The 22,194-nt window shown below is 31.1% G+C and carries 19 protein-coding genes and 2 tRNA genes; 13 read left to right on the top strand and 8 right to left on the bottom strand.

The annotated features are described in order from the left end of the window. Window positions 1–71 precede the first annotated feature (71 nt). From ACKGJY_RS05070 to mutS, 3 genes are all read right to left on the bottom strand, one after another. A tRNA-Leu gene (locus tag ACKGJY_RS05070) sits at window positions 72–155 on the bottom strand. A gap of 32 nt (window positions 156–187) precedes the next feature. Further along, a tRNA-Gly gene (locus ACKGJY_RS05075) sits at window positions 188–259 on the bottom strand. 95 nt (window positions 260–354) lie between these two features. Beyond that, entirely contained in the window at window positions 355–2,964 is a 2,610-nt protein-coding gene (gene mutS, locus ACKGJY_RS05080; RefSeq protein WP_413972772.1) for a DNA mismatch repair protein MutS, read from the bottom strand. 243 nt (window positions 2,965–3,207) lie between these two features. Between mutS and ACKGJY_RS05085 the strand changes: the two genes are divergently transcribed. The 4 genes from ACKGJY_RS05085 to ACKGJY_RS05100 all read left to right on the top strand — a co-directional run bounded on the left by ACKGJY_RS05085 (window position 3,208) and on the right by ACKGJY_RS05100 (window position 6,213). Further along, window positions 3,208–3,732, top strand: a complete 525-nt coding sequence (locus ACKGJY_RS05085; protein ID WP_413972773.1) for an RNA methyltransferase — start codon at window positions 3,208–3,210, stop codon at window positions 3,730–3,732. Between the two features lie 27 nt (window positions 3,733–3,759). Continuing rightward, the gene (locus tag ACKGJY_RS05090; protein WP_413972774.1) at window positions 3,760–4,584 is read left to right on the top strand and encodes an O-methyltransferase; all 825 of its coding nucleotides are present in this window, start codon (window positions 3,760–3,762) and stop codon (window positions 4,582–4,584) included. 225 nt (window positions 4,585–4,809) lie between these two features. Further along, a complete protein-coding gene (locus ACKGJY_RS05095; protein ID WP_413972775.1) occupies window positions 4,810–5,544 on the top strand; it encodes a cupin domain-containing protein in 735 nt (244 codons plus the stop codon). Window positions 5,545–5,595: 51 nt separating this feature from the next. Beyond that, a complete protein-coding gene (locus tag ACKGJY_RS05100; RefSeq protein WP_413972776.1) occupies window positions 5,596–6,213 on the top strand; it encodes a class I SAM-dependent methyltransferase in 618 nt (205 codons plus the stop codon). Window positions 6,214–6,321: 108 nt separating this feature from the next. On the opposite strand, the gene ACKGJY_RS05105 is transcribed toward ACKGJY_RS05100, so the two are convergent. Both ACKGJY_RS05105 and folK read right to left on the bottom strand, forming a co-directional pair. Beyond that, the gene (locus ACKGJY_RS05105) at window positions 6,322–7,263 is read right to left on the bottom strand and encodes a hypothetical protein (RefSeq protein ID WP_413972777.1); all 942 of its coding nucleotides are present in this window, start codon (window positions 7,261–7,263) and stop codon (window positions 6,322–6,324) included. Between the two features lie 534 nt (window positions 7,264–7,797). Beyond that, window positions 7,798–8,928 (bottom strand): 2-amino-4-hydroxy-6-hydroxymethyldihydropteridine diphosphokinase, encoded by a 1,131-nt coding sequence (gene folK, locus ACKGJY_RS05110; RefSeq protein WP_413972778.1) that lies wholly within the window; start codon window positions 8,926–8,928, stop codon window positions 7,798–7,800. 187 nt (window positions 8,929–9,115) lie between these two features. Between folK and ACKGJY_RS05115 the strand changes: the two genes are divergently transcribed. From ACKGJY_RS05115 to ACKGJY_RS05135, 5 genes are all read left to right on the top strand, one after another. Next, window positions 9,116–9,820 carry a queuosine precursor transporter gene (locus ACKGJY_RS05115; protein WP_413972779.1) on the top strand — a complete coding sequence of 235 codons (705 nt, stop codon included), beginning with the start codon at window positions 9,116–9,118 and terminating at the stop codon, window positions 9,818–9,820. Window positions 9,821–9,939: 119 nt separating this feature from the next. Beyond that, entirely contained in the window at window positions 9,940–12,567 is a 2,628-nt protein-coding gene (locus tag ACKGJY_RS05120; RefSeq protein ID WP_413972780.1) for an AsmA-like C-terminal region-containing protein, read from the top strand. Between the two features lie 586 nt (window positions 12,568–13,153). Further along, complete coding sequence (locus tag ACKGJY_RS05125) at window positions 13,154–14,017, top strand: RNA polymerase sigma factor RpoD/SigA (protein ID WP_413972781.1); 864 nt, start codon at window positions 13,154–13,156, stop codon at window positions 14,015–14,017. Window positions 14,018–14,117: 100 nt separating this feature from the next. Next, complete coding sequence (rpsU, locus tag ACKGJY_RS05130; RefSeq protein WP_413972782.1) at window positions 14,118–14,312, top strand: 30S ribosomal protein S21; 195 nt, start codon at window positions 14,118–14,120, stop codon at window positions 14,310–14,312. Between the two features lie 98 nt (window positions 14,313–14,410). Then, window positions 14,411–15,034, top strand: coding sequence for a LysE family transporter (locus tag ACKGJY_RS05135; RefSeq protein WP_413972783.1), 624 nt, complete (start codon window positions 14,411–14,413; stop codon window positions 15,032–15,034). Window positions 15,035–15,071: 37 nt separating this feature from the next. On the opposite strand, the gene ACKGJY_RS05140 is transcribed toward ACKGJY_RS05135, so the two are convergent. Beyond that, the gene (locus tag ACKGJY_RS05140; protein WP_413972784.1) at window positions 15,072–15,866 is read right to left on the bottom strand and encodes a DUF2797 domain-containing protein; all 795 of its coding nucleotides are present in this window, start codon (window positions 15,864–15,866) and stop codon (window positions 15,072–15,074) included. Between the two features lie 44 nt (window positions 15,867–15,910). Between ACKGJY_RS05140 and ACKGJY_RS05145 the strand changes: the two genes are divergently transcribed. The 3 genes from ACKGJY_RS05145 to ACKGJY_RS05155 all read left to right on the top strand — a co-directional run bounded on the left by ACKGJY_RS05145 (window position 15,911) and on the right by ACKGJY_RS05155 (window position 19,926). After that, window positions 15,911–17,425 (top strand): GH3 auxin-responsive promoter family protein, encoded by a 1,515-nt coding sequence (locus tag ACKGJY_RS05145; RefSeq protein WP_413972785.1) that lies wholly within the window; start codon window positions 15,911–15,913, stop codon window positions 17,423–17,425. Window positions 17,426–17,557: 132 nt separating this feature from the next. Further along, a complete protein-coding gene (locus ACKGJY_RS05150) occupies window positions 17,558–19,159 on the top strand; it encodes an OmpA family protein (RefSeq protein ID WP_413972786.1) in 1,602 nt (533 codons plus the stop codon). Window positions 19,160–19,410: 251 nt separating this feature from the next. Continuing rightward, window positions 19,411–19,926 (top strand): alpha-ketoglutarate decarboxylase, encoded by a 516-nt coding sequence (locus ACKGJY_RS05155; RefSeq protein ID WP_413972787.1) that lies wholly within the window; start codon window positions 19,411–19,413, stop codon window positions 19,924–19,926. Window positions 19,927–20,094: 168 nt separating this feature from the next. Here ACKGJY_RS05155 and ACKGJY_RS05160 read toward each other — a convergent pair whose 3' ends face one another. Continuing rightward, window positions 20,095–20,445: a hypothetical protein gene (locus ACKGJY_RS05160; protein WP_413972788.1), complete on the bottom strand. Its 351-nt coding sequence runs from the start codon at window positions 20,443–20,445 to the stop codon at window positions 20,095–20,097. Beyond that, window positions 20,445–21,419, bottom strand: coding sequence for a polyprenyl synthetase family protein (locus ACKGJY_RS05165; RefSeq protein WP_413972789.1), 975 nt, complete (start codon window positions 21,417–21,419; stop codon window positions 20,445–20,447). The genes ACKGJY_RS05160 and ACKGJY_RS05165 overlap by 1 nt, the downstream gene beginning before the upstream one ends. A gap of 168 nt (window positions 21,420–21,587) precedes the next feature. Between ACKGJY_RS05165 and ACKGJY_RS05170 the strand changes: the two genes are divergently transcribed. Then, the gene (locus ACKGJY_RS05170; protein WP_413972790.1) at window positions 21,588–22,193 is read left to right on the top strand and encodes a TetR/AcrR family transcriptional regulator; all 606 of its coding nucleotides are present in this window, start codon (window positions 21,588–21,590) and stop codon (window positions 22,191–22,193) included. The last annotated feature ends 1 nt before the right edge of the window (window position 22,194 follow it).

A 22,194-nucleotide genomic window follows, 5' to 3' on the forward strand; every position in this document is an offset into this window, starting at 1 on the left:
ACATTACTACGAGAACGAACAAACTTTTTAAAAACAAAAAAGCCGAAATTTTCATTTCGGCTTTAAATTTGTACTGAAGACGGGACTTGAACCCGTACGGACTAATGTCCATTGGATTTTAAGTCCAACGTGTCTACCAATTCCACCACTTCAGCAACTTAATTGGTATATTTTAAGAAAGTTTCAGAGCGAAAGACGGGATTTGAACCCGCGACCCCCACCTTGGCAAGGTGATGCTCTACCCCTGAGCTACTTTCGCAGTTTTAATGAACGTACAACCTTTCGATTGCGGATGCAAATTTAAAATATTTCTAGGAATTGCAAAGCCTTTTCTTAAAATAAATAAAAATAATTTTAGGCTTGTTTTTTCTTAACTAACATACGCTTAATCTCATTTAGTTTCATGAGTGCTTCTACAGGCGTAAGTGTATCAATATCAATATGTAGTATTTCGTCTTTAATGTTTTCTAATAAAGGGTCGTCAAGATTAAAAAAACTTAATTGCAAATCATCATTCAAGGTTTTTACTTTATCTGTAAGTTCTTCGCTAGAATGTGATTTTTCTAATTTCTCTAAAATTTTATTAGCACGTCTCAATACTTGTTGCGGCATACCCGCCATTTTAGCTACGTGAATACCAAAACTATGGGCACTACCACCTTCAACTAATTTTCTTAAGAATAGTACATTATTTTTTAATTCCTTAACTGAAACATTAAAGTTTTTGATGCGCCCAAAGGTTTCACTCATTTCATTTAACTCATGATAATGTGTGGCAAATAAAGTTTTAGGTTTTGAGGGATGTTCGTGCAAATATTCACTAATAGCCCACGCAATCGAGATACCATCGTATGTACTCGTACCACGCCCAATTTCATCCAATAACACTAAACTTCTATCTGATATATTATTTAAAATAGATGCTGTCTCATTCATCTCTACCATAAATGTGGATTCTCCCATCGATATATTATCACTAGCACCTACTCTAGTAAAAATCTTATCAACCAAACCTATTTTTGCTGCTTTGGCAGGCACAAAACTTCCTATTTGAGCTAACAAAACAATTAATGCTGTTTGACGTAAAATAGCAGATTTACCAGACATGTTTGGTCCAGTAATCATGATAATTTGTTGCTCTGTTCTATCTAAAAACACATCATTTGCAATATAAGCTTCTCCAAGAGGTAATTGTTTCTCTATAACCGGATGACGCCCATCTTTAATCTCTAAATCAAAAGAATCATCAATTTTAGGGTATACATAATTGTTATCTTTTGCCAATTGAGAAAACCCGCATAAACAATCTAACTGCCCAATTAAATATGCATTTTGTTGTACCGATTTAATGTATTGATTCATCCAGCCAACTAATTCAGAAAATAGCTGCTGCTCTATATTTAAAATACGTTCTTCGGCACCTAAAATTTTAGCTTCGTATTCTTTGAGTTCTTCGGTAATATAACGTTCGGCATTTACTAAGGTTTGCTTTCTTATCCATTCCTCAGGCACCTTATCTTTATGAGTATTTCGTACTTCAATATAGTATCCAAATACGTTATTTGATGCTATTTTTAGTGATGTTATACCCGTACGCTCACTTTCACGCTCCAACATGTTATCCAAATAGTCTTTTCCAGATTTTGATAGCCCGCGAAGTTCATCTAATTCTGAAGAAAAACCCGTAGCAATTGTATGCCCTTTTAAAACATTTACTGGCGCTTCTTCATTTAAGGTTTCTTTTATTTTTTCACGAAGCACTTCGCAACTTTGTAAGTTATCACCAATAATTCGTAAAGATTCATTTTTAGAGTTTGATGCTAAAGCCTTAATAGGCACAATAGCCTCTAACGAGTTTTTAAGTTGAATAACCTCTCGCGGATTTACTTTTCCTGTAGCTGTTTTTGAAATTAACCGCTCTAAATCGCCAATATGTTTTATGTGATTTTGAGTATTTTGAAGTATCTCATCTTGTTTAACTAAAAAGTTAACCACCTCATGACGTTGCTTAATTTTTTTAACATTTTTAAGAGGCAATGCCAACCAACGTTTTAACAATCTTCCACCCATAGGTGAGATTGTTTTATCAATCACATTTAAAAGTGTAACCGCATTATTATTGGTAGAATTATAAAGTTCTAAATTCCTGATAGTAAATTTATCCATCCACACATAATCGTCTTCAGCTATTCTGGATATAGACGTTATATGCTTTAATTTATGATGCTGTGTTTCACTTAAATAATGTAAAATAGATCCAGAAGCGATAATACCTTCATATAAATCTTCAATACCAAAACCTTTTAAGGTTTTAGTATCAAAATGCTTTATTAAAGTTTCATAAGCATAATCGGTTTGATACACCCAATCTTCTAAATAATAGGTATGAAAATCGTCTCCAAATGCGTCCTTAAAGGCTGTTCGCTTTTGTTTAGAGATTAGCACTTCACTAGGACTAAAATTTTGAAGTAATTTATCTATATACTCAGCATTTCCTTGAGACGTTAAAAACTCTCCAGTTGAAATATCTAAAAACGAAATGCCTATGTATTTTTTATCAAAATATACTGAGCACAAGAAGTTATTAGATTTAGATACTAACACCTCATCATTTAAAGCTACACCAGGAGTTACCAATTCTGTAACGCCTCGTTTTACAATGGTTTTGGTTTGTTTAGGGTCTTCTAACTGATCGCAAATAGCTACACGCTCACCAGCTTTTACCAGTTTTGGTAAATAAGTGTTTAAAGAATGATGAGGAAAGCCTGCCAATTCGGTTTCACTCTCACTACCTGCACCGCGTTTAGTTAAAATAATACCTAAAATGCCTGCGGCTTTTACAGCATCGCTTCCAAAGGTTTCATAAAAGTCGCCCACACGAAACAATAATAAAGCATCAGGATACTTTACTTTAATAGCATTGTATTGTTTCATTAATGGGGTTACTTTTTTTGCTTTTTTCATTTAATCTTTTTTCATTTCCATGAAGATGAAAATCTCAACGTAAAATCGTTTTTTAGTGTTATTTTTACCAAAGTTGTAGCATGCAATGTACCATTAATTTCATGTGTTATGAAGCTGATTTTTTAGAAGTTATCTACAATTAGAACGAGATTTCAACAATAAAGATGTTCGCTTTCGCGGAAAAAGAAAAAATAAATGCTAATAAGATTTCCACATTGGTGTAAATAAAAAAAAGATTTTTTAATGCGTAAACTTAAAAATAGCGAATTAAATAGATTAAGTGTTGATGGGTTTAAAGAAGCTAAAAAAACACCTATCATCATTATTCTTGATAACATTAGAAGTTTAAACAACATTGGCTCAATATTTAGAACGAGTGATGCGTTTTTAGTTGAAAAAATATACCTCTGCGGTATTACAGCAACACCGCCACATAAAGATATTCATAAAACTGCTTTAGGTAGTACAGATACAGTAGCTTGGGAATATGCTGAAAATACAATTAATATCATTCAAAAATTAAGAATTAATGGTGTAAAAATTTGTGCTGTTGAACAAGCCGAAAATGCTACAATGCTAAACAATTTCTCTACAGAACCAGAAACCACATATGCTTTTATTTTTGGTAATGAAGTTAAAGGCGTTTCGCAAAACGTAGTTTCGGCGAGTGATATGATAATTGAAATTCCGCAATTTGGCACCAAACATTCTTTAAATATTTCGGTAAGTTGTGGTATTGTAATTTGGGATGTTTTTAGTAAATTATAATGAAGTAACAAAAGAACATACGTACTGATGATAATAAAAAAAGTAGCGAAGCATAAACTAATTTTTCAAAAGCGATTACAGCAAAAAAATACATTACAATCTATTTCTAAAATAGAAAACAATACACTTCAATTAGTATTAAAAGCATTTAAATTGGCTAAAAACAACTCTTTTAGTAAAGAAGATATTACCGCTTTTAAAAGGTGTGAAGCTTACAGAGATACACTTATTAATAATGACAGTATCATAAATTACGAAATCTTTGGTATAAACGATACAGCAACAGTTTCAGAGATTTGTAATAAAGCAGCCTCTAAACAAAAATGGTGTCACTTTTTATACAATATCGCAAAAGAACTAACCAAAGCAACCGTTCTAGAAATAGGTACTAATTTAGGAATTTCTGGCACGTATTTATTAGAGGCCATTAAAGGTAAAAATAGTTTTTTTACAACAATGGAAGGCCTACCACAACTATGTGAGATTGCGTCTAAACAATTTGAAACTATAACAACTCCTGATAATTTTAAAGTAGTGCAAGGTTTATATGATATAACATTTCCAGAAGTCATGAAAAATGAGCGGAAATACAACTTAATTTTTATAGATGGTAATCATAAAAAAGAACCTACACTTCAATATTTTAATGTTATAAAATTGAATATAAAATCTCCAGCTATTTTTGTGTTTGACGATATTTATTGGAGTGATGCCATGAAAGACGCTTGGAGCATTATAAAAAACGATCCATCAGTTAACTTTACTATTGATTTATACGAACAAGGTATTGTAATAATTGATACCAACGAAAACATCAAAAACAAGCATTTCAGCTTACACCTTTCTTATTAAAAGTTTAAAAAATAATAGTTTAGGCAAGCCTTATAAAGTGAAATTTAATTTAAAGATTTCGTATGTTTTGATTTTTAATAATATTACACTTTATTATCTATTTATTAAATTACGATACCAAACGTAATAAATTATGAAACTAAACTATGTTCTCTATCTTTTTGTAATTACATTATTTACTACAGGATGTAAAAAAAACAAGATATACCTATTGCATTTCTTTCAATGGAATTGCAACCCAACCAAAAGGAGCGCACCCTAACTATTTTAGCCAATGAAATTGATGGTGTAACCACAGAGCATGTTACAATTACCGATGATATTACTAAACATGTAACACTTAAAGAAGGTTACAAAACTATTTACCTTTTTATAAGTGGCTATGGAAACTTAACGTCTGGTGACTCAATTTATAAAATTGTACCAGAAACCATTATGCTACCAAATAATGTAAATAATATTTCTTTTAAACCTCTTAAAAACGAGTCATTACATTACCTTAAAGTATCTGTGTTTCAAACAAAACTAGATGTAAAAGACCTACAAACATTTCCAAAGGAAAATATTAATACCATCTATTTTAAAAAATTTACAGATTGCAAGTCATATACTGAGCCTATTAAAAGTCCGCAAACCACAAGCAGGACTATTTTACCTAATAAAATAATACCAAGAGTAGCGATGGGAACTGTTAAAACTATTGGGCCAGATAAAGTAGGCGCTCACGAACACGGAATGTTAGAGCAGTTGTTTTTGGGTTTAAAAGACAATAGTACTATTGTATATGCAGATGAAGCACAAATTAATTTTCCTGAATATACGTTGCTGCACATTCCTCGTGGTTCTAGTCATTCTGTAAGCGTAAACGAAAACAAAGAAATGTACTATGTTTGGATGGACTTTTTTGTTGATAAGGATGGAGAAGCATGGCTTAAAACTCATAATACAAAAGACGAATAATACCACATAGCTATCAAAAAGAAAAAGACACCTTGGCCTACAAAGGCTGTAATGAATCAAATTTACAATCAACATCTTTGGGGTGGAAATAATTATGATTTTTATTCTGGCGAAGGTTCACACCGTCATGAAATTATAGTACCGTATATAGAAGTTGTAATTAAGTTTCTAGAGTCATTACCAAACCTTATTACAGTTTGCGATTTGGGATGTGGCGATTTTAATATTGGAAAGCACTTAGCGCCGTATTGTAAAAGTTATATTGCTGTGGATATTGTTGACAATCTTATTGATAGGAACAGAAAAAAATTTAATATAGATGGCTTAAAGTTTTTATGTATTGATATTTCAAAAGACGAATTACCATACGCCGATTGCGCTATTCTAAGAAACGTGCTACAACATTTATCAAACGCCGAAATACAAAAAATCATAAAAAAACTAGGGAATTACAAATATATAATTCTTACAGAACACATCCCCTCAGGTAAGTTTACTGCCAATACAGATATTATCTCAGGGCAAGGTATTCGGTTAAAGAAAAATAGTGGCGTAAACTTATTAGAATCACCATTTAATTTAAAAGTTAAAGCAACAAAGCAGTTTGCAGAATCTATACTAGAGAACCAAAAAGGCCAAATAATTACTACGTTGTATCAGTTATTCTGATAGGTTTAAAACCTACAGAAGCCTTTGTTTAAAATAAAAAGGCTGCCCTCTGATGGCAACCTTTGTTTTATAACAAAAATATCTATTACTATTTGTTAGAGCACAATATTACATTTCCACTTTTTCATGCGCAGTATTCGCCCATCTTATTTGTGCTCTACCTCCTGGAACACGGTATGCGCCATATCTAATTTTTGATTGCGTCCCTCTATCTGGTTCAGGAATATTCCAATTAAAGGCTTCACCACCAATTATAGCATTACAATAATGTATTTTTTTAGTAGTATCTGTTGGATCTACTTTAAAACCTACCTCTAACTCAAAAGAAGTAATCTCGTTTTTATTTACTCGCTTTAGAAATACTACTTCTCTACCACTACCTGATCCTCCACGAACTAATATACGTTCTGCATAAATATCAAAAGCAACTTGCTTGTCAGCATTACTACCGGTACCGTAAACAGGATGCGCTCTATACAAACAAATAGCAGGATCTGCTGAACCACCGCCACCAGTATGTTGGCCTTTGGCTTGTGCTATGTAAGAGCCATTTCTACTAAAAACACCTGCATCTGCAGTTTCAAGGATTCTGAAATCTCCAGTAAATTTAACAAATGTACCTACATTAGTACTTCTTGCAACAGGTAATGCACGCTCAATTCTTGGTTGCAAAGTGTTTGCAGCATCTTGATTATTAGAGTCTGCTGTTATGTTATAAATGCCCCAAGTAGTGCCATCAATAACGCTTTCTTGATAGTTTGCATAACAACTTCTATCATCAATAGTTCCAACATTGGCAGCATTTGCTATATCACTAGAAGTTCTAGTAGTATTTTCACCTTCAGGTGTGCAAGTTGTAATTTCTCGTGTATCTTCATCACTTGCAACTTCTACATCGGTTTCCTCAGGAACATCTGGTTCTTCTGGAATAACAACTTCTAATGGATCAACAATAGTGTCTCCATCACTACTACATGAAAACAAGTTTCCAAAAATAACTAGGATTGCCAAAAATGGCATAATTTTTAATCTTAATTTTAAGTCTTTCATATATATTGTTTTTTTTATTTCAAATATAATAAACAAAGTGTACCAAACTATCCTGCCCTATACTGCTCCACGCTACTGTATAAATAAACAAAGGATCGCTATTTTAATTAAATTACGTTTAAACAAAATTTCTTATTTATATAATAAGATTACAATTTTAATAAACGTAACACTAAATATGATAACGATAGACTTACTTAAAAGTTGTATTTATTTTTAAAGAACACAAGAAAAATCTATCCGTGTATACATAATTTTAATTTTGATTTCAATTTATGATTTCTTTAAAAATAAATTAATCGTCTATCTTTTTAAAACAAAATAGAACTCCTAGGGTATAAAAATTATAAAACACCATTTATTATAAATAAGTTAGACGTAGAAATAATAAAACCTTACCAAAACAAAACTATTTAACACCTATATTTATTGATAAAACCAATAATATTTAATTGGTATAGCATTTATAAAATTAATAAAATTCCTAGAGTTTGAAAATAAAATTTTCTTAAAAAAATGCTAATACTTATTAAATTAACTTTCACAAAGCTTTTTTAAAACCCACAAATAATCCTCCCTGTTTTCTACAAAATCTCGATTAGAAACATCGATAATTTTTACATCAAAATCATTTTGAGTTTTTAAGAAGTCCAAATATCCTGCATTAATTTTTTCTAAGTAATCATCTGCAATATTTTGCTCATACGTTCTCCCACGTTTTCTTATATTTTGCTGTAAACGCTCAGTATTTTGATATAAATAAATATATAACTCTGGCTTTTTAATATCTTTATACATCAAATAAAATAATTTTCGGTACAAGCTAAATTCGTCTCCACCAAGTGTTATTTTAGAAAAAATCAATGATTTAATAACATAATAATCACTAATAATTACGTCTTTAAACAAATCGAGTTGGGATAAATCGTCCGAAATTTGTTGGTATCTATCTGCTAAAAAAGACATTTCTAAAGAAAAAGCATACCGATTAGCATCTTCGTAAAATTTTGGTAAAAACGGATTGTCAGCAAAACGCTCTAAGATGAGTTTTGCATTAAAATCATACGCCATTTTAGTTGCTAAACTTGTTTTTCCTGCACCAATATTTCCCTCAATAGCAATGTAGTTAAACTTTGAAAAATCATATTGTTTACTCGGATTTTTTAACCAAATTTTAATGGGCTCTAAAACAGAATCGTCTTCACATTCATCCAACAAAACTGATACAGAGGTCTCTAATTTTGGATGTATTACTTTTGAAGCTATATCATTTAAAGGTAATAATACAAACCTGCGTTTTTCCATTTCAGGATGTGGTACTTTCAGGGTTTCAGTATCAATTATAGCATCTTCAGCAAAAATAATATCTAAATCTATAATGCGAGCTTCGTAACCTTTAATACCGCTTCGTGTGCGACCTAAATCAGTTTCAATTTTTAATAAACCACCTAAAACCTCTTGAGGTTTTAAATAACTATCCAACACCAAGCAGCAATTAAAAAAATCTTCACTTTCAAACCCAAAAGCTGGCGACTTATAAACTTTAGAAATTAACTTGATATTCCCAATGCGCTCGTAAATAGCAGTAACAGCAGTTTGTAAGTTTTTAAACTTATCGCCTTTGTTACTACCTAATGCTATATAAAATATTTTGGGTTTTTCCATTGAGAAAGCAAAATAATAAAAACTAAATGGATTTGGGTTATATTTATTGTTGTGATTTTAAGGCGTGAAACATCGTATTGAGATGCATTTATTCATCTAAATCAAAATATATAGTCCTTATCTTTGTTAAAAAAATCTCGATTCATCTTGCTAGCACAAGAGATTAGAACTGACAAACAGGTAATTAATGACACGTAAAGACAAACTGACTGCGCAACGTATTTATATACTTTTAGGAGGACTATTCATAACATCTCTAGTAGTTTCTAATCTTATTTTTCAAAAATTTTTTTATTGGTATCCTTTTGATGTTGAAATTTTTGGAAGCAAGTTATTCGAAATTTCAGTAGGTATATTACCCTACCCTATTACATTTTTAATTACTGATTTAATCAGTGAAATTTATGGTAAAAAACGTGCTAACGATGTGGTAGTGGTTGGCATTTTTGCCTCTTTATTTTCCCTTTTAATCATTTACGCTGCTGATGTAGTTCCGGCAACACCGTGGGCTCCTGTGGATAATAATACGTTTAGAATTGTTTTTGGTAACTCGGTTATTGCAGTATTTGCTAGCATGCTTACCTACTTATTTGCACAATTTGTAGACATTCAAATTTATCATTTTTGGAAACGCCTTACCAAAGGCAAACATTTGTGGATTAGAAATAATTTCTCCACTTGGTTTTCTCAATTTGTAGACACATTTACTATTGTATTCTTACTTTGTACTTTTGGCATCATAGATTGGGTAAATTTTAAAGGCTTGCTCGTAAGCGGATTTCTATTTAAGGTTTTTGTTGCTGTTTTAGACACGCCACTACTTTATCTTGGGGTATATTTGTTTAAAAATCGCTTTAATCTTAAAGTAAATGAAGAACTAGATTTACTGTAAGTAACCGTAACATCCATATCCGTTAACAATCACACCGCATAGGTTAAATTTTTATTAAACTTTTTAGTTACTTCGTCAAAAAATACGTGTCTTACGTATATTACTATAAAGTTACACTCATGAAGAAAGTCTTAAAGATTGCAGGTATTTCACTTTTAATTATTATCGCGCTTTTAATAGCTATTCCTTTTGCTTTCCAAGGGCAAATTAAAGATATGGTAAAACGTTTTGTTAACCAAAATGTAAATGCCAAGGTAGAGTTTAGTGATGTAAACTTAAGTTTTATTCGCAGTTTTCCGCAGGCATATGTTAGTGTTAACGATTTAGTAATTACTAATTTTGAACCCTTTAAAGACGAAACCTTTGCTACAGCAAAAGATATAGCCTTCACCATGTCTATCAAAGAGCTGTTTAAATCTACAGATGAAGGCGCAATAGTAGTAAACTCTATTACTGTTGAAGAAGCACTATTAACCCTAAAAACCGATAAATTAGGTAATAATAATTACGACATTACCAAGGAAAATAAAAATGATACACCTTCTACAAACAATAATAGTTTTGGCTTTGATATTGAAGATTACCAAATACTAAACAGTGCGTTTAGATATATTGATGAAGGCTCAGAAATTTTAATAGATGTTACAGAGTTAAATCATGAAGGTCATGGTACATTTTCTACAGAAGTATCAGAACTAGATACTCAAAGTAAAGCCAACGTAAGTATAACCTTAGGTAGTACAAGCTATTTAATCAATAACCCCGTAAAACTTGATGCCTTAATAGGCTTAGACCTAGAAAACTCTAAATACTCTTTTAAAGATAATACAGGATTTATTAACGATTTACCTTTAGAGTTTGACGGGTTTGTACAACTTGTTGAAAACGGACAAAACATTAACATTTCATTCGAAAACCCAGAATCAGACTTTAAAAATTTCTTAGCGGTAATTCCCAAAACGTATTCGAAAAATATTGAAAACGTAGAAACTACTGGCGATTTTAAAGTAAAAGGTTTAATAAAGGGATTAAGCTCAGAAACAACTATTCCTAATTTAAATATAAGTATCACCTCTAATAATGCTTCATTTAAATATCCTGATTTACCAAAACAAGTGAACAATATTTCAATTAACACTCAAATAAAAAATGAAACTGGTAACTTAGATGATACCTATATAGATATTAAAACTTTAAATTTCAAAATAGATGAAGATGTATTTAAATCGTCAATTACTTTAAAAAATTTAACCAAAAACATGTTGGTTAATGCTAATTTAGATGGTGTTTTAAACTTAGGTAACATTTCAAAGGTATATCCTGTAGCATTAGATAATACACTCACTGGTATTTTAAAAGGTAAAATTAACACAACTTTTGATATGAATGCTATAGAAACTAATGCTTACCAACGAATTAAAAATAATGGTACTGCAAGTATTACAGATTTTGTGTTTTCTTCGGAAGATATTGTGAACCCTATTCATATTTCTGAAGCTAATATGTCCTTTAATCCTGGAAAAGTATCGCTTTATAACTTTAAAGCAAAAACTGGAGATAGCGATTTAAATGCCTCTGGTACTATTAATAATTTATTAGGATTCCTGTTGAGCGACAATACCTTGAAGGGGAATTTTAACGTAAATTCAAACCTATTTAAAGTCAGTGATTTTATGTCTGAAGATGAAACTGTCTCAGAAGACAATAAAACCACAACAGACGAAGCGTCTCTTAAAATACCAAAGTTTTTGGATTGTACCATAAATGCAAATGCGAAAAACGTAGTTTATGACAATTTAAATCTTAAAAACGTTACAGGAACACTATTTATAAAAGAGCAAAAGGCAGCATTACAAAATATGACCTCATCACTTTTTGATGGTAAATTAGCCATTAGTGGTGCAGTCTCTACAAAAGACGAAACCCCTGTTTTCGATTTAAAATTAGGCGCACAAGATTTTGATATTGCCCAGTCGTTTAAAGGCATGGAATTACTGCAAAACTTAGCCCCAATTGCAAAATTATTACAAGGTAAACTTAATACAACTTTAAGCCTTTCGGGAGCTTTAGATAACGAGTTTTCGCCTATAATGAGTTCTGTATCTGGTGATGCCTTGGCAGAATTATTAACTACGCAAATTAATACCCAAGATGGGTTACTGAGTAAACTAGAAAGTTCTTTAAACTTTATAGATTTTGATAAATTAGATTTAAAAGATGTGAAAACAAAACTAGATTTTGCCGACGGAAAAGTAGCAGTAAAACCTTTTGATTTTAAATATAAAGATATAAACATTGAGGTTTCTGGCGCTCATGGTTTTGATAAAACACTAAACTATAACGCCGTATTTAATGTACCTGCAAAATATTTGGGAAGTGAAGTAAACCGATTAATAGGAAAAATAAATGATGCGGAAGTAAATAATATTACTGTACCAGTAACGGCTAATATTTCTGGAATTTTTACAAATCCAACGGTTAAAACAGACTTAACAAGTGGTGTAAAAAACTTAACCAATCAACTTATTGAAATTCAGAAACAAAAATTATTAAATCAAGGCAAAGACAAGGTTAAAGATTTAATTGGAGACGTTATTGGTGGTAATAAAACTAAGACTGATTCCATTAAAAAAGAGCAAAATAACACCGTTAGCGATGTGCTTACTGATATTTTAAAATCTAAAAAACCACAAGACACCACAGAAACAGAAACAGAAACAGAAACAAAATCTACCGAAAAAAAGTGATAAAAAATGTATTAGGCGGTTTATTAGGAGGGAAAAAAAAGAAAGTTAAGGATACTGTAAATTAAGTTTAGTTATTTAAATTAAACATTACATTTTTTTAAAATCAATATCTAGTATTTCTTGACATTCTAAAAAAAATCATCGAACTTCGTTTAACATTGGATATAAGTTGTTAGAACGACGTATATCCATTAGATCGTTAAACGAACCTCTCCAATAACCCCAAAAAAATTCCCATACAAACTTAAATAACACACTGCCCTCAATTAAAGATTGAAGCGGCATCCCTTCTTATTGACTTAGAAAATACGTCTACTTTTAGAAGGGGCATCTAACTGTGATACCGCCTGTAGGCAGGTACCAAATTTCTTGATACAATATGCTTTTTTTGTATTGGCAGAACTATAAATACGATAACTTAATTTAACTCAAAAATGATCAAAAACAGTCTAAAATCGCAAAAAAAACGTCGTTTTTTATCGATTTTGATACTTTTTTGACAAAAAACGTTCATTTCTTAGGAAATCTCGATTATAAGTTTAAGTTATATTTATGTTTAATTATAAATTATAATTCAGGATAATATATGAGGCAATTAAAAATCACGAAACAAATTACCAACAGAGCATCTAAATCGTTAGACAAATACCTACAAGACATTAGTAAGCTATCCATGGTTACCGCCGAGGAAGAAGTGGAATTGGCGCAACGGATAAGGGAAGGCGATCAAAAAGCGTTAGATAAATTGGTAACGGCTAATTTAAGATTTGTGGTTTCGGTTGCTAAACAATACCAAAACCAAGGCTTGACACTATCTGATTTAATTAACGAAGGTAATGCAGGATTGGTAAAAGCAGCAAAGCGTTTTGATGAAACCCGTGGTTTTAAATTTATAAGTTATGCGGTATGGTGGATACGTCAAGCTATTTTACAAGCTATTGCACAACAGGCTAGAATAATACGCTTACCTTTAAATAAAATTGGATCTATTAATAAAATTAGAAAAGCGTACTCTTACCTAGAACAAACACATGAACGCGAACCTGATGCGCATGAAATTGCTAAAAATTTAGATTTAAGCGTTAGTGATGTGCAACAATCTATGAGTGTTTCGGGCAGACATTTATCAATGGATGCACCTTTTCAAGAGGGAGAAAATTCTAATTTATACAACGTTATACAGTCTGATGAATCTCCAAGACCTGATGCTAATTTGATAAAAAAATCGCTAAATATTGAGGTTAATCGTGCCTTAAACACATTATCTGAAAATGAGGCGCATGTTATTAAACACTTTTTTGGTATTAATATTAAGCAACCTGAGACCTTACAAGAGATTGGGGATAAAATAGGTTTAACTAGAGAACGCGTACGACAAATAAAAGAAAAAGGCATTAGAAGGCTTAGAAATACTAACAAGAGTATGGTTTTACGAACATATTTGGGTTAGATTTAAAACAAAAAATCTAATATATTAGGTTTTTATAATTTAAAGTGTGAAATTTGCAAACCTTTTTTAGGAAAGCTTAAAAAATAAAATAAATATATTCATGTTAAAGATTATAGTAAAAGACGGTGAAAATATAGAGCGCGCTTTAAAACGTTACAAGCGTAAGCATAGAAATATTAAAGTAATGCAAAATTTAAGAGAAGGACAGTATTTTACTAAGCCATCTATTAAAAGACGTCGTGAAGTACAGAAAGCGGCTTATATACAAAATTTAAGAGATCAAGAAGATATATAGGTCTTAATCTCTACATAATATTGAAAACCCATTTACTTTTTTTAGTAAATGGGTTTTATAGTTTGTAAGCTTTTAGAATTTATAGCTACAAATACCCTATGATACTTGTTTATTTATTTATAGGAATTATCGCTGCGATTTTAAGTGCACTACCCCTTGGAGCATCAAACATTGCTGTTATAAACACAACACTTAAAGAAAATGCTAAACAAGCTTTTAAAATTGCAATTACTGCTGGTATAGCAGAGGTACTACTTTCATATTATGCATTAGACTGCAATAAAGCTATTACACTTTTTTTTGATGATAACTTATGGGTACAAACTACTGTAGTATTGTTACTTTTTACTGCCGGTAGCTATTTGTTTTTTAAGAAGCAAACAAATAAAACAGCAAAAAAAAGTAAACTAGCACAATCTAAATACGCTACTGGTTTTTTATTGGGTATTATAAATCCTCCTGTTTTAATTTATTGGGTAATTGCCTTTGGAGTATTAAATAATAACGACTTTATGCTGTCTTTACAGTCGTCGATTCTCGTATTGTTCTTGTTTTTTGCTGGTGTGTATATAGGCAAGTTGGTAACGCTTTATGCTTACAGTAAAATGAGCGTTATTATTAAACATAAAGTGACTAATATTACGCAAACATTAAATAGAGTTACAGGTGTATTATTAATAATTATCGGACTTATACAAAGCACACAACTTTACCTTCTGTAATTTATAACAACAGTTGGCATTACCAAAACAACACTAATTAAAGTACTGAAATATTTACTACTAAGCCTTCATTAGCCCGCACATTAAATACAGTATCATCTTCAAAAATAAGGTATTGTCCTTTTACACCAACTAATTTACCTTGATAAGACAATTCCTTTTTAATATTTAAACTTTTGGGCTTTTCTGGATATTTATGTACAGGAAATTCTAAATTTGTTTCACTATTATGCGCTATAAAATACGCTTTGGCTTCATCTGGAATAAATGATTTTAAGCGTTCTCGCCATTCTAATAGATTTTCGTCTTCAATATCATTCTTTAACATTTTTCGCCAATTGGTTTTATCGCCCACATGATTTTTTAAAGCTACCTCTGTAATACCTGCTAAATATCGGTTTGGCACTTCAACAATTTCAATAGCTTCATGCGCTCCTTGGTCTATCCACCTAGTGGGCACTTGTGTTTTTCGGGTTACACCTACTTTTACGTTACTAGAATTTGCCAAATACACAATGTGTGGTTGTAATTGTACTCTTTTTTCGTATTCTAAATCACGATCTTCTTTATCCAAATGTGCTGTACTTAATTCTGGGCGCATAATCCAATCGCCAGCTCTGGCTGTATCAAAAAAACACTGTTTATCAAAACCTTGTCGATAAATTGGTTTATCCAAACCACAATTCAAGCATTGAAACTTTACAAATTCTAATTTTAAAAATTTATTTAGCAATTGGTTGATGTTAATGAAGTCATTATCAAACACTAAATAATATTGAATAGGGTTTGAAAATTCAGTTTCCATTTTCCTTAAAACACCTTGGTAGGTCATATTAAAAAAAGTATTATTTTTAAAAAAATAAAGATAGTGTAAATATGCCAATCCCTTTAGTTAATTCCATTGCGTCATGGTTTCTTAAGAAACGATTTCATCAAATAGAATTATTTCTAAAATACCCTAACGAAGTACAAAATGAGCTACTGCTAAATTTAATTAGTTTTGCAAAAAACACTCAAATTGGCAAACAACATGATTTTGCTTCTATTAAAGATTACAACACCTTTGCCGAACGTGTACCTATTAAAAATTATGATGGTTGGCAAGATTGTATAGAACGCTCAAGACGAGGCGAAAACAATATTTTTTGGCCTACGCCTATTAAATGGTTTGCAAAATCTAGTGGTACTACAAGAGCTAAGAGTAAATTTATACCTGTAAGCGAAGAATCTTTAGAAAAATGCCATTATGCAGCTAGCAAAGATTTGTTGTGCATGTACTTAAATAACAACGAACACTCACAACTTTTTACAGGTAAAAGCTTAAGGCTTGGTGGTAGTAAAGAACTATACAAGGAGAATGGAACCGTATTTGGAGATTTATCTGCCATACTTATTGATAATATGCCCTTTTGGGCAGAGTACAGCAGTACACCAAGCAATAAGGTATCTTTAATGAGCGATTGGGAACATAAAATGCAAGCTATTGTAAATGAAACTATAAATGAAAATGTTACCAGTTTAGCAGGTGTACCATCATGGATGTTAGTACTTCTAAATAACGTTTTAGAAACCACAGGTAAAGAAAGTCTACACGACATTTGGCCAAATTTAGAAGTCTATTTTCATGGTGGTGTTAGTTTTGTACCTTATAAAGATCAGTATAAAAAAATACTACCTAAAAAGAGTTTTAAATATTACGAAATATACAATGCTTCCGAAGGTTTTTTTGCTATTCAAGATCAAAACAATTCTGATGAATTATTGCTTATGCTAGATTATGGTATTTTTTATGAGTTTATACCTATTGATATCTACGCTACTTCAAAAGAAAAAGCAATTCCTTTAAGTGATGTTGAATTGAAAAAAAACTACGCTGTTATCATCACTACTAATGCAGGGTTGTGGCGTTATAAAATTGGTGATACTGTTAGGTTTACCTCATTAGATCCTTATCGTCTTAAAATTACAGGTAGAACTAAACATCATATTAACGTTTTTGGAGAAGAGTTAATTATTGAAAACGCAGAGACCGCTTTAAAAAAAGTGTGTAAACGTACTAAAGCCGAAATTATAGATTTTACAGCTGCACCAATTTTTATGGAAGGCAAGGAAAAAGGCGCTCACGAATGGTTAATAGAGTTTAAAACACCACCAAAAGACATCAATTACTTTAATGAGTTATTTGATAATGCCTTAAAATCTTTAAACTCTGATTATGAAGCTAAACGTTATAATAACATCACACTAAACAAACCTACCATAAATATTGCAAGACCTCAATTATTCCATGATTGGTTAAAACAAAATGACAAATTAGGTGGACAACATAAAGTACCAAGACTTTCCAACACGAGAGACTACCTTGACGATTTACTAAAATTAAATTACTAAGCGTTTTTTATTGTCAGAATAGCCTCTAAAACAGTGCCTTAACGATTTTTAGAGACTATTTATCTAAAAATATTTGTAGAACTTAACTAATCAATACATTTAACTTCAACTAAACCTTAAAACCCTCAAAATATGAAGATTAATGTATTCATATTATCCCTGTTATCCTTCTATTTTCTTTATAGTCAAGAATCATCAAATTTAATCGTTGAAAACGATATTAATAATTTGGACTACTCAACTATATCTATTGAAATAGATAACAACGGCTTTAATTTCGAAATTCTAGACACTGGTATTAATTCCAAATACTCAGAATTTGGTTCAGGTTTTTTTATGGATAAACTTATAATGGTATCCTCAAAAAAAATTGGTGCACTTGCTAGAGTTGATCCAAATACAAATGAAGCTTACAAAGATTTATTTTGCTTAGATATCAATAAAAACGGAAGCTTAAGTTCTCCTTTATTATTCTCAAGAATATTAAATACGAGTAATAATGAAGACCAATTAACGTTTACTCCTGATCAAAAAACCGTTTTTTTTACGAGAAGTGACAAAAATAACGCTTTGGTATACAAATTATACAAGGCCAATTTGGAAGAAGGTTCTCATGGCAATTGGATAAATCATAAGTTATTACCAATTAATACAAATGGTGCTTCAATAGAAAATCCGTTTGTTGATCCTAAGGGTGAAAAAATTTATTTCTCTTCAAATAGAAGCGACTCGTATGGTGGTTACGATATTTATGTTGCTGATATAAATAATGATGGCACTTTAGGACCAGTAACTAATTTAGGCCCTAACGTAAACACGCCTTTAGATGAAAAGTATCCATCTCTTTCTTTAGATGGGATATATTTATATTTTTCTTCAAACGGACACCAAAACATAGGTGGTTATGATATTTTTGTAAGTAGAATTCTTGAAAAAGGTGTAAAAGCACCCCGTAATATGGGTAACACTATAAACACCCCTTATAATGAAGTAGCATATTTTTTAGCCGCTAGAAACAAAGCTTATTTATCATCTGATAGACCAAGCGGAAAAGGGAGTTACGACTTGTATGCTGCTATAAATAACGAAATAAAACAATCTTTAAAAGGAGTCGTTTCGCATTCTAAAAGTAAAATAAACTTACCCAATACAACAGTTATTTTAAAAGACGAAGACGGCAATGAAGTTGCTAAACAACTTACAGATAAAAATGGTGGTTTTGTTTTTGATGTTTTACCTTTTGAAGAATATACGATAAGTACAGAAAAAGACGGTTATGTAAATAAAACCTCTAATTTTAGTGCTAGTAAAGGTTTTGAAACTACCTACTCTAAAAATTTAGAACTAGATACCACTGCACCAAAAATTGAAAAGGTTAATAATAACCTAGCAATAGTTATAGAAAACATCTATTTTGATTCTGCAAAATGGAGTCTTAAACAGGAATCTCATATTTCACTAGATAAAATTGTTAGTGTTTTAACTAAACACCCAGAAATAAAATTATCTATAAACGCTCATACTGATAATAAAGGTAGAGCGTCTTATAACATGAATTTATCAAAAAAACGTGCTGCATCTGCTTTACAGTTTCTAGTTGAAAATGGAATTAATAAAAATAGACTAGAATTTAAAGGCTTTGGCGAACTAGAACCAAAAATAGATTGTAAATCAAATTGTACAGACCAAGATTTACAAGAAAACAGACGTGTAGAATTTATTATTTTAAATTAATGCTAGTTGATAAAACTCGACGAATAGATAAAGCGCATACGCTTTTGGAGTTTTAACGAGTAATTCGTCTTATGGTCTAAAAAACTAAACATCGGTTTGCTGAAACCTTAGAGTACGCCTACTTTTGAAGTGTAAATATAAAAACTATACCAAAAAAATTATATATTAATTAATGTCCATTAAAATATACCGCGCCAATAGGCGTGGTTTTTTTTGTTCAAAATCTAGTATCTTTATTAAAAATTAATATCATGAAATTCAAAATCACTACTATTTTACTTTTAACGGTTTTATGTTTTAGCTTAAAAGGATATACACAAGAAACCCAAAATGATTTTTGGAAAAACGTAAGATTTGGCGGAGGCTTAGGTTTAAATATTGGTAATGGTTTTTTTGGGGCAACTATTGCACCAAGCGCAATTTATCAATTTAATAATCAATTTGGATTAGGTGTAGGGCTAAACGCTACATTTAATAATCAAAGAGATGTGTTTAAAACTACAATTTTAGGTGGTAGTGTTATAGGGCTTTACAATGTAATTCCACAAATACAACTATCTACCGAGTTAGAGCAAGTTAATGTAAGTAGGCGGTTTGATATTAGAACAAACTTACAAGACGATAATTTTTGGTCTACAGCATTACTCTTAGGTGCTGGATACCGCAGCGGAAATGTAGTTTTTGGCGTAAGGTATAATGTATTACACGATAGTGAAAAAAGTATTTATATAGACCCTTGGATACCCTTTGTTCGCTTTTTCTTTTAATAGTTTTTGGGCAAATGGCAAGCCACCGCGCTATCCACTACTAGTTTTGGCTCGATGCGCGCCTCGCCAAAAGCTAACCGTTACTATCGCTTTTGCAGGTATCTGCTCGCGCTATTTTAAGCTAGTAACTAATAGCACTTTTGTTAACGCTAGATACTTTTAAATGTTTTAAGAATAAGTATGCTTAAACCAAACCTTTTGCCATTCGCGTTGCAAAATTAAAAACATAACGTCTTCTGATAATTTTAAAGTATCATCACCATTTAAGGCTTTTACTTTATTTTCAGCAACATCAATGATATAAAGTAAATTAAGGTATTCTGTAAATTTCTCTTGTATAAGTTTAAAAACTGTTTCATGTAGTATCAACTTCAAACTAGAAGGGAGAACATCTTCATGAAAATCTAAATCAATATTAGCTAATAAAAAATCTTTATTAAGCTGTACTATCAATTTCTTGTATAAATTTAATTGGGTAGCGTCTTCAATTAAACGTTCAAAAGTTTTTGGCAGTTGCATTACACAGTTCTATTCATCAAATTAGTACCAAACGTTTTAAGCAACATTTTTTTGTTTTCAGAAATATCTAGATGTTGTAATACCGAAAATGCCGTATTCGTGTAACTTTCAATAGCTGCTTTTGTAGCATCAGCAGCTCCAGAATTTAAAAATAATTGTTTTGTTGCTTCTATTTTTTTTGAAACATCATCGGGTTGTGATGAAAATAATTGCACTAACATATCAGCTTCATCTTCAGAAGAAAACTCTAAAGCTTTTAAATACAAATACGTTTTTTTATTCTCAATAATATCACCGCCAACTTGTTTACCAAACGTTTTTGGATCACCAAAGGCATCTAAATAATCGTCTTGTAATTGAAACGCAATACCCAAATTACGTCCAAATTCATAAATATTATGTTGGTCGTCATTTGAAGCATCTGCAACAATAGCGCCCATTTTCATAGCTGCACCAACTAAAACTGCCGTTTTGTATTCAATCATTTTTAAATACTCAGGGATAGTAACATCAGTTCTAGTCTCAAAATCTACATCATATTGTTGGCCTTCACAAACCTCTAAAGCCGTTTTACTAAATAATTTTGCTAAATTTTGAAATTTAGCAGCACCATAATTCTCAAACAATTGATATGCCATAATTAGCATCGCATCTCCAGAAAGAATTCCCGTATTTATATCCCATTTTTCATGTACTGTTACTTCACCTCTTCGTAATGGCGCATCATCCATAATATCGTCATGCACTAAAGAAAAGTTATGAAACACCTCTATACTTAAAGCAGCATTTAGGGCAATTTTATAATTACCATTAAAAATATCTGTTGCCATTAAGGTTAAAACAGGGCGTAATCGTTTACCACCTAAACCTAAAATATAAGCAACTGGTTGATATAAATTTTTAGGTTCTTTTTCGGGTGAATACGCTTTAAGGTAAGCTGTAAATTCTTCTTGATATTTTTCTATAGAAAGCATTGTACAAAAATAGGGCAATTAAAACTATAAGTAAAATTCATTTTAAAAAGATGTCTCCATGTTCCAATTTCAAAACACTTTGAATGTAAACCATTTGTTAAAAAAACATTAAAACCATGGAAACTTTTATTGTTTCTAAAGTTTCCTTAAGTATATTTGCAACCGATTATGAGAGAAAACATTGTAAGAAAAGCTGCTGAATTATTTCTAAACTTGGGGTTTAAAAGCGTAACAATGGACGATATAGCCCAAGAAATGGGCATATCTAAAAAAACCATTTATGTACACTTTGCGAATAAAACAAAACTAGTTGAGGCGGTTACTTTCGAGCTTTTCGAAATCATTTGCGATGGTATTGATGGTATTTGTGAGGCATCAAACAATCCTATAGAAGAACTTTATGATATAAAAATGTTTGTAATGCATCATTTAAAGGATGAAAAATCGTCTCCCCAATTTCAACTCAAAAAATACTACCCAAAAATATACGAAGTACTTAAACTTAAGCAGTTTGAAAAGATGCACGATTCTGTAAAAGATAGTTTAAAAAATGGAGTAGATACAGGGTTGTTTAGGTCTAATATCAACATAGATTTTATATCTAGAATGTACTTTAATGGTATGACAGGAATAAAGGATAACTCTATTTTTCCGCAGAATATTTACAACATGAACTACTTAATGGAAAGTTATTTAGAATACCATCTAAGAGCCATTGTTACAGAGAAAGGCTTAGAAACATTAAATAAATTTATAACATCAAATCAATCATAAA

The organism is Hyunsoonleella sp. 2307UL5-6, from assembly GCF_047345485.1.
Taxonomy (GTDB): Bacteria; Bacteroidota; Bacteroidia; order Flavobacteriales; family Flavobacteriaceae; genus Jejuia.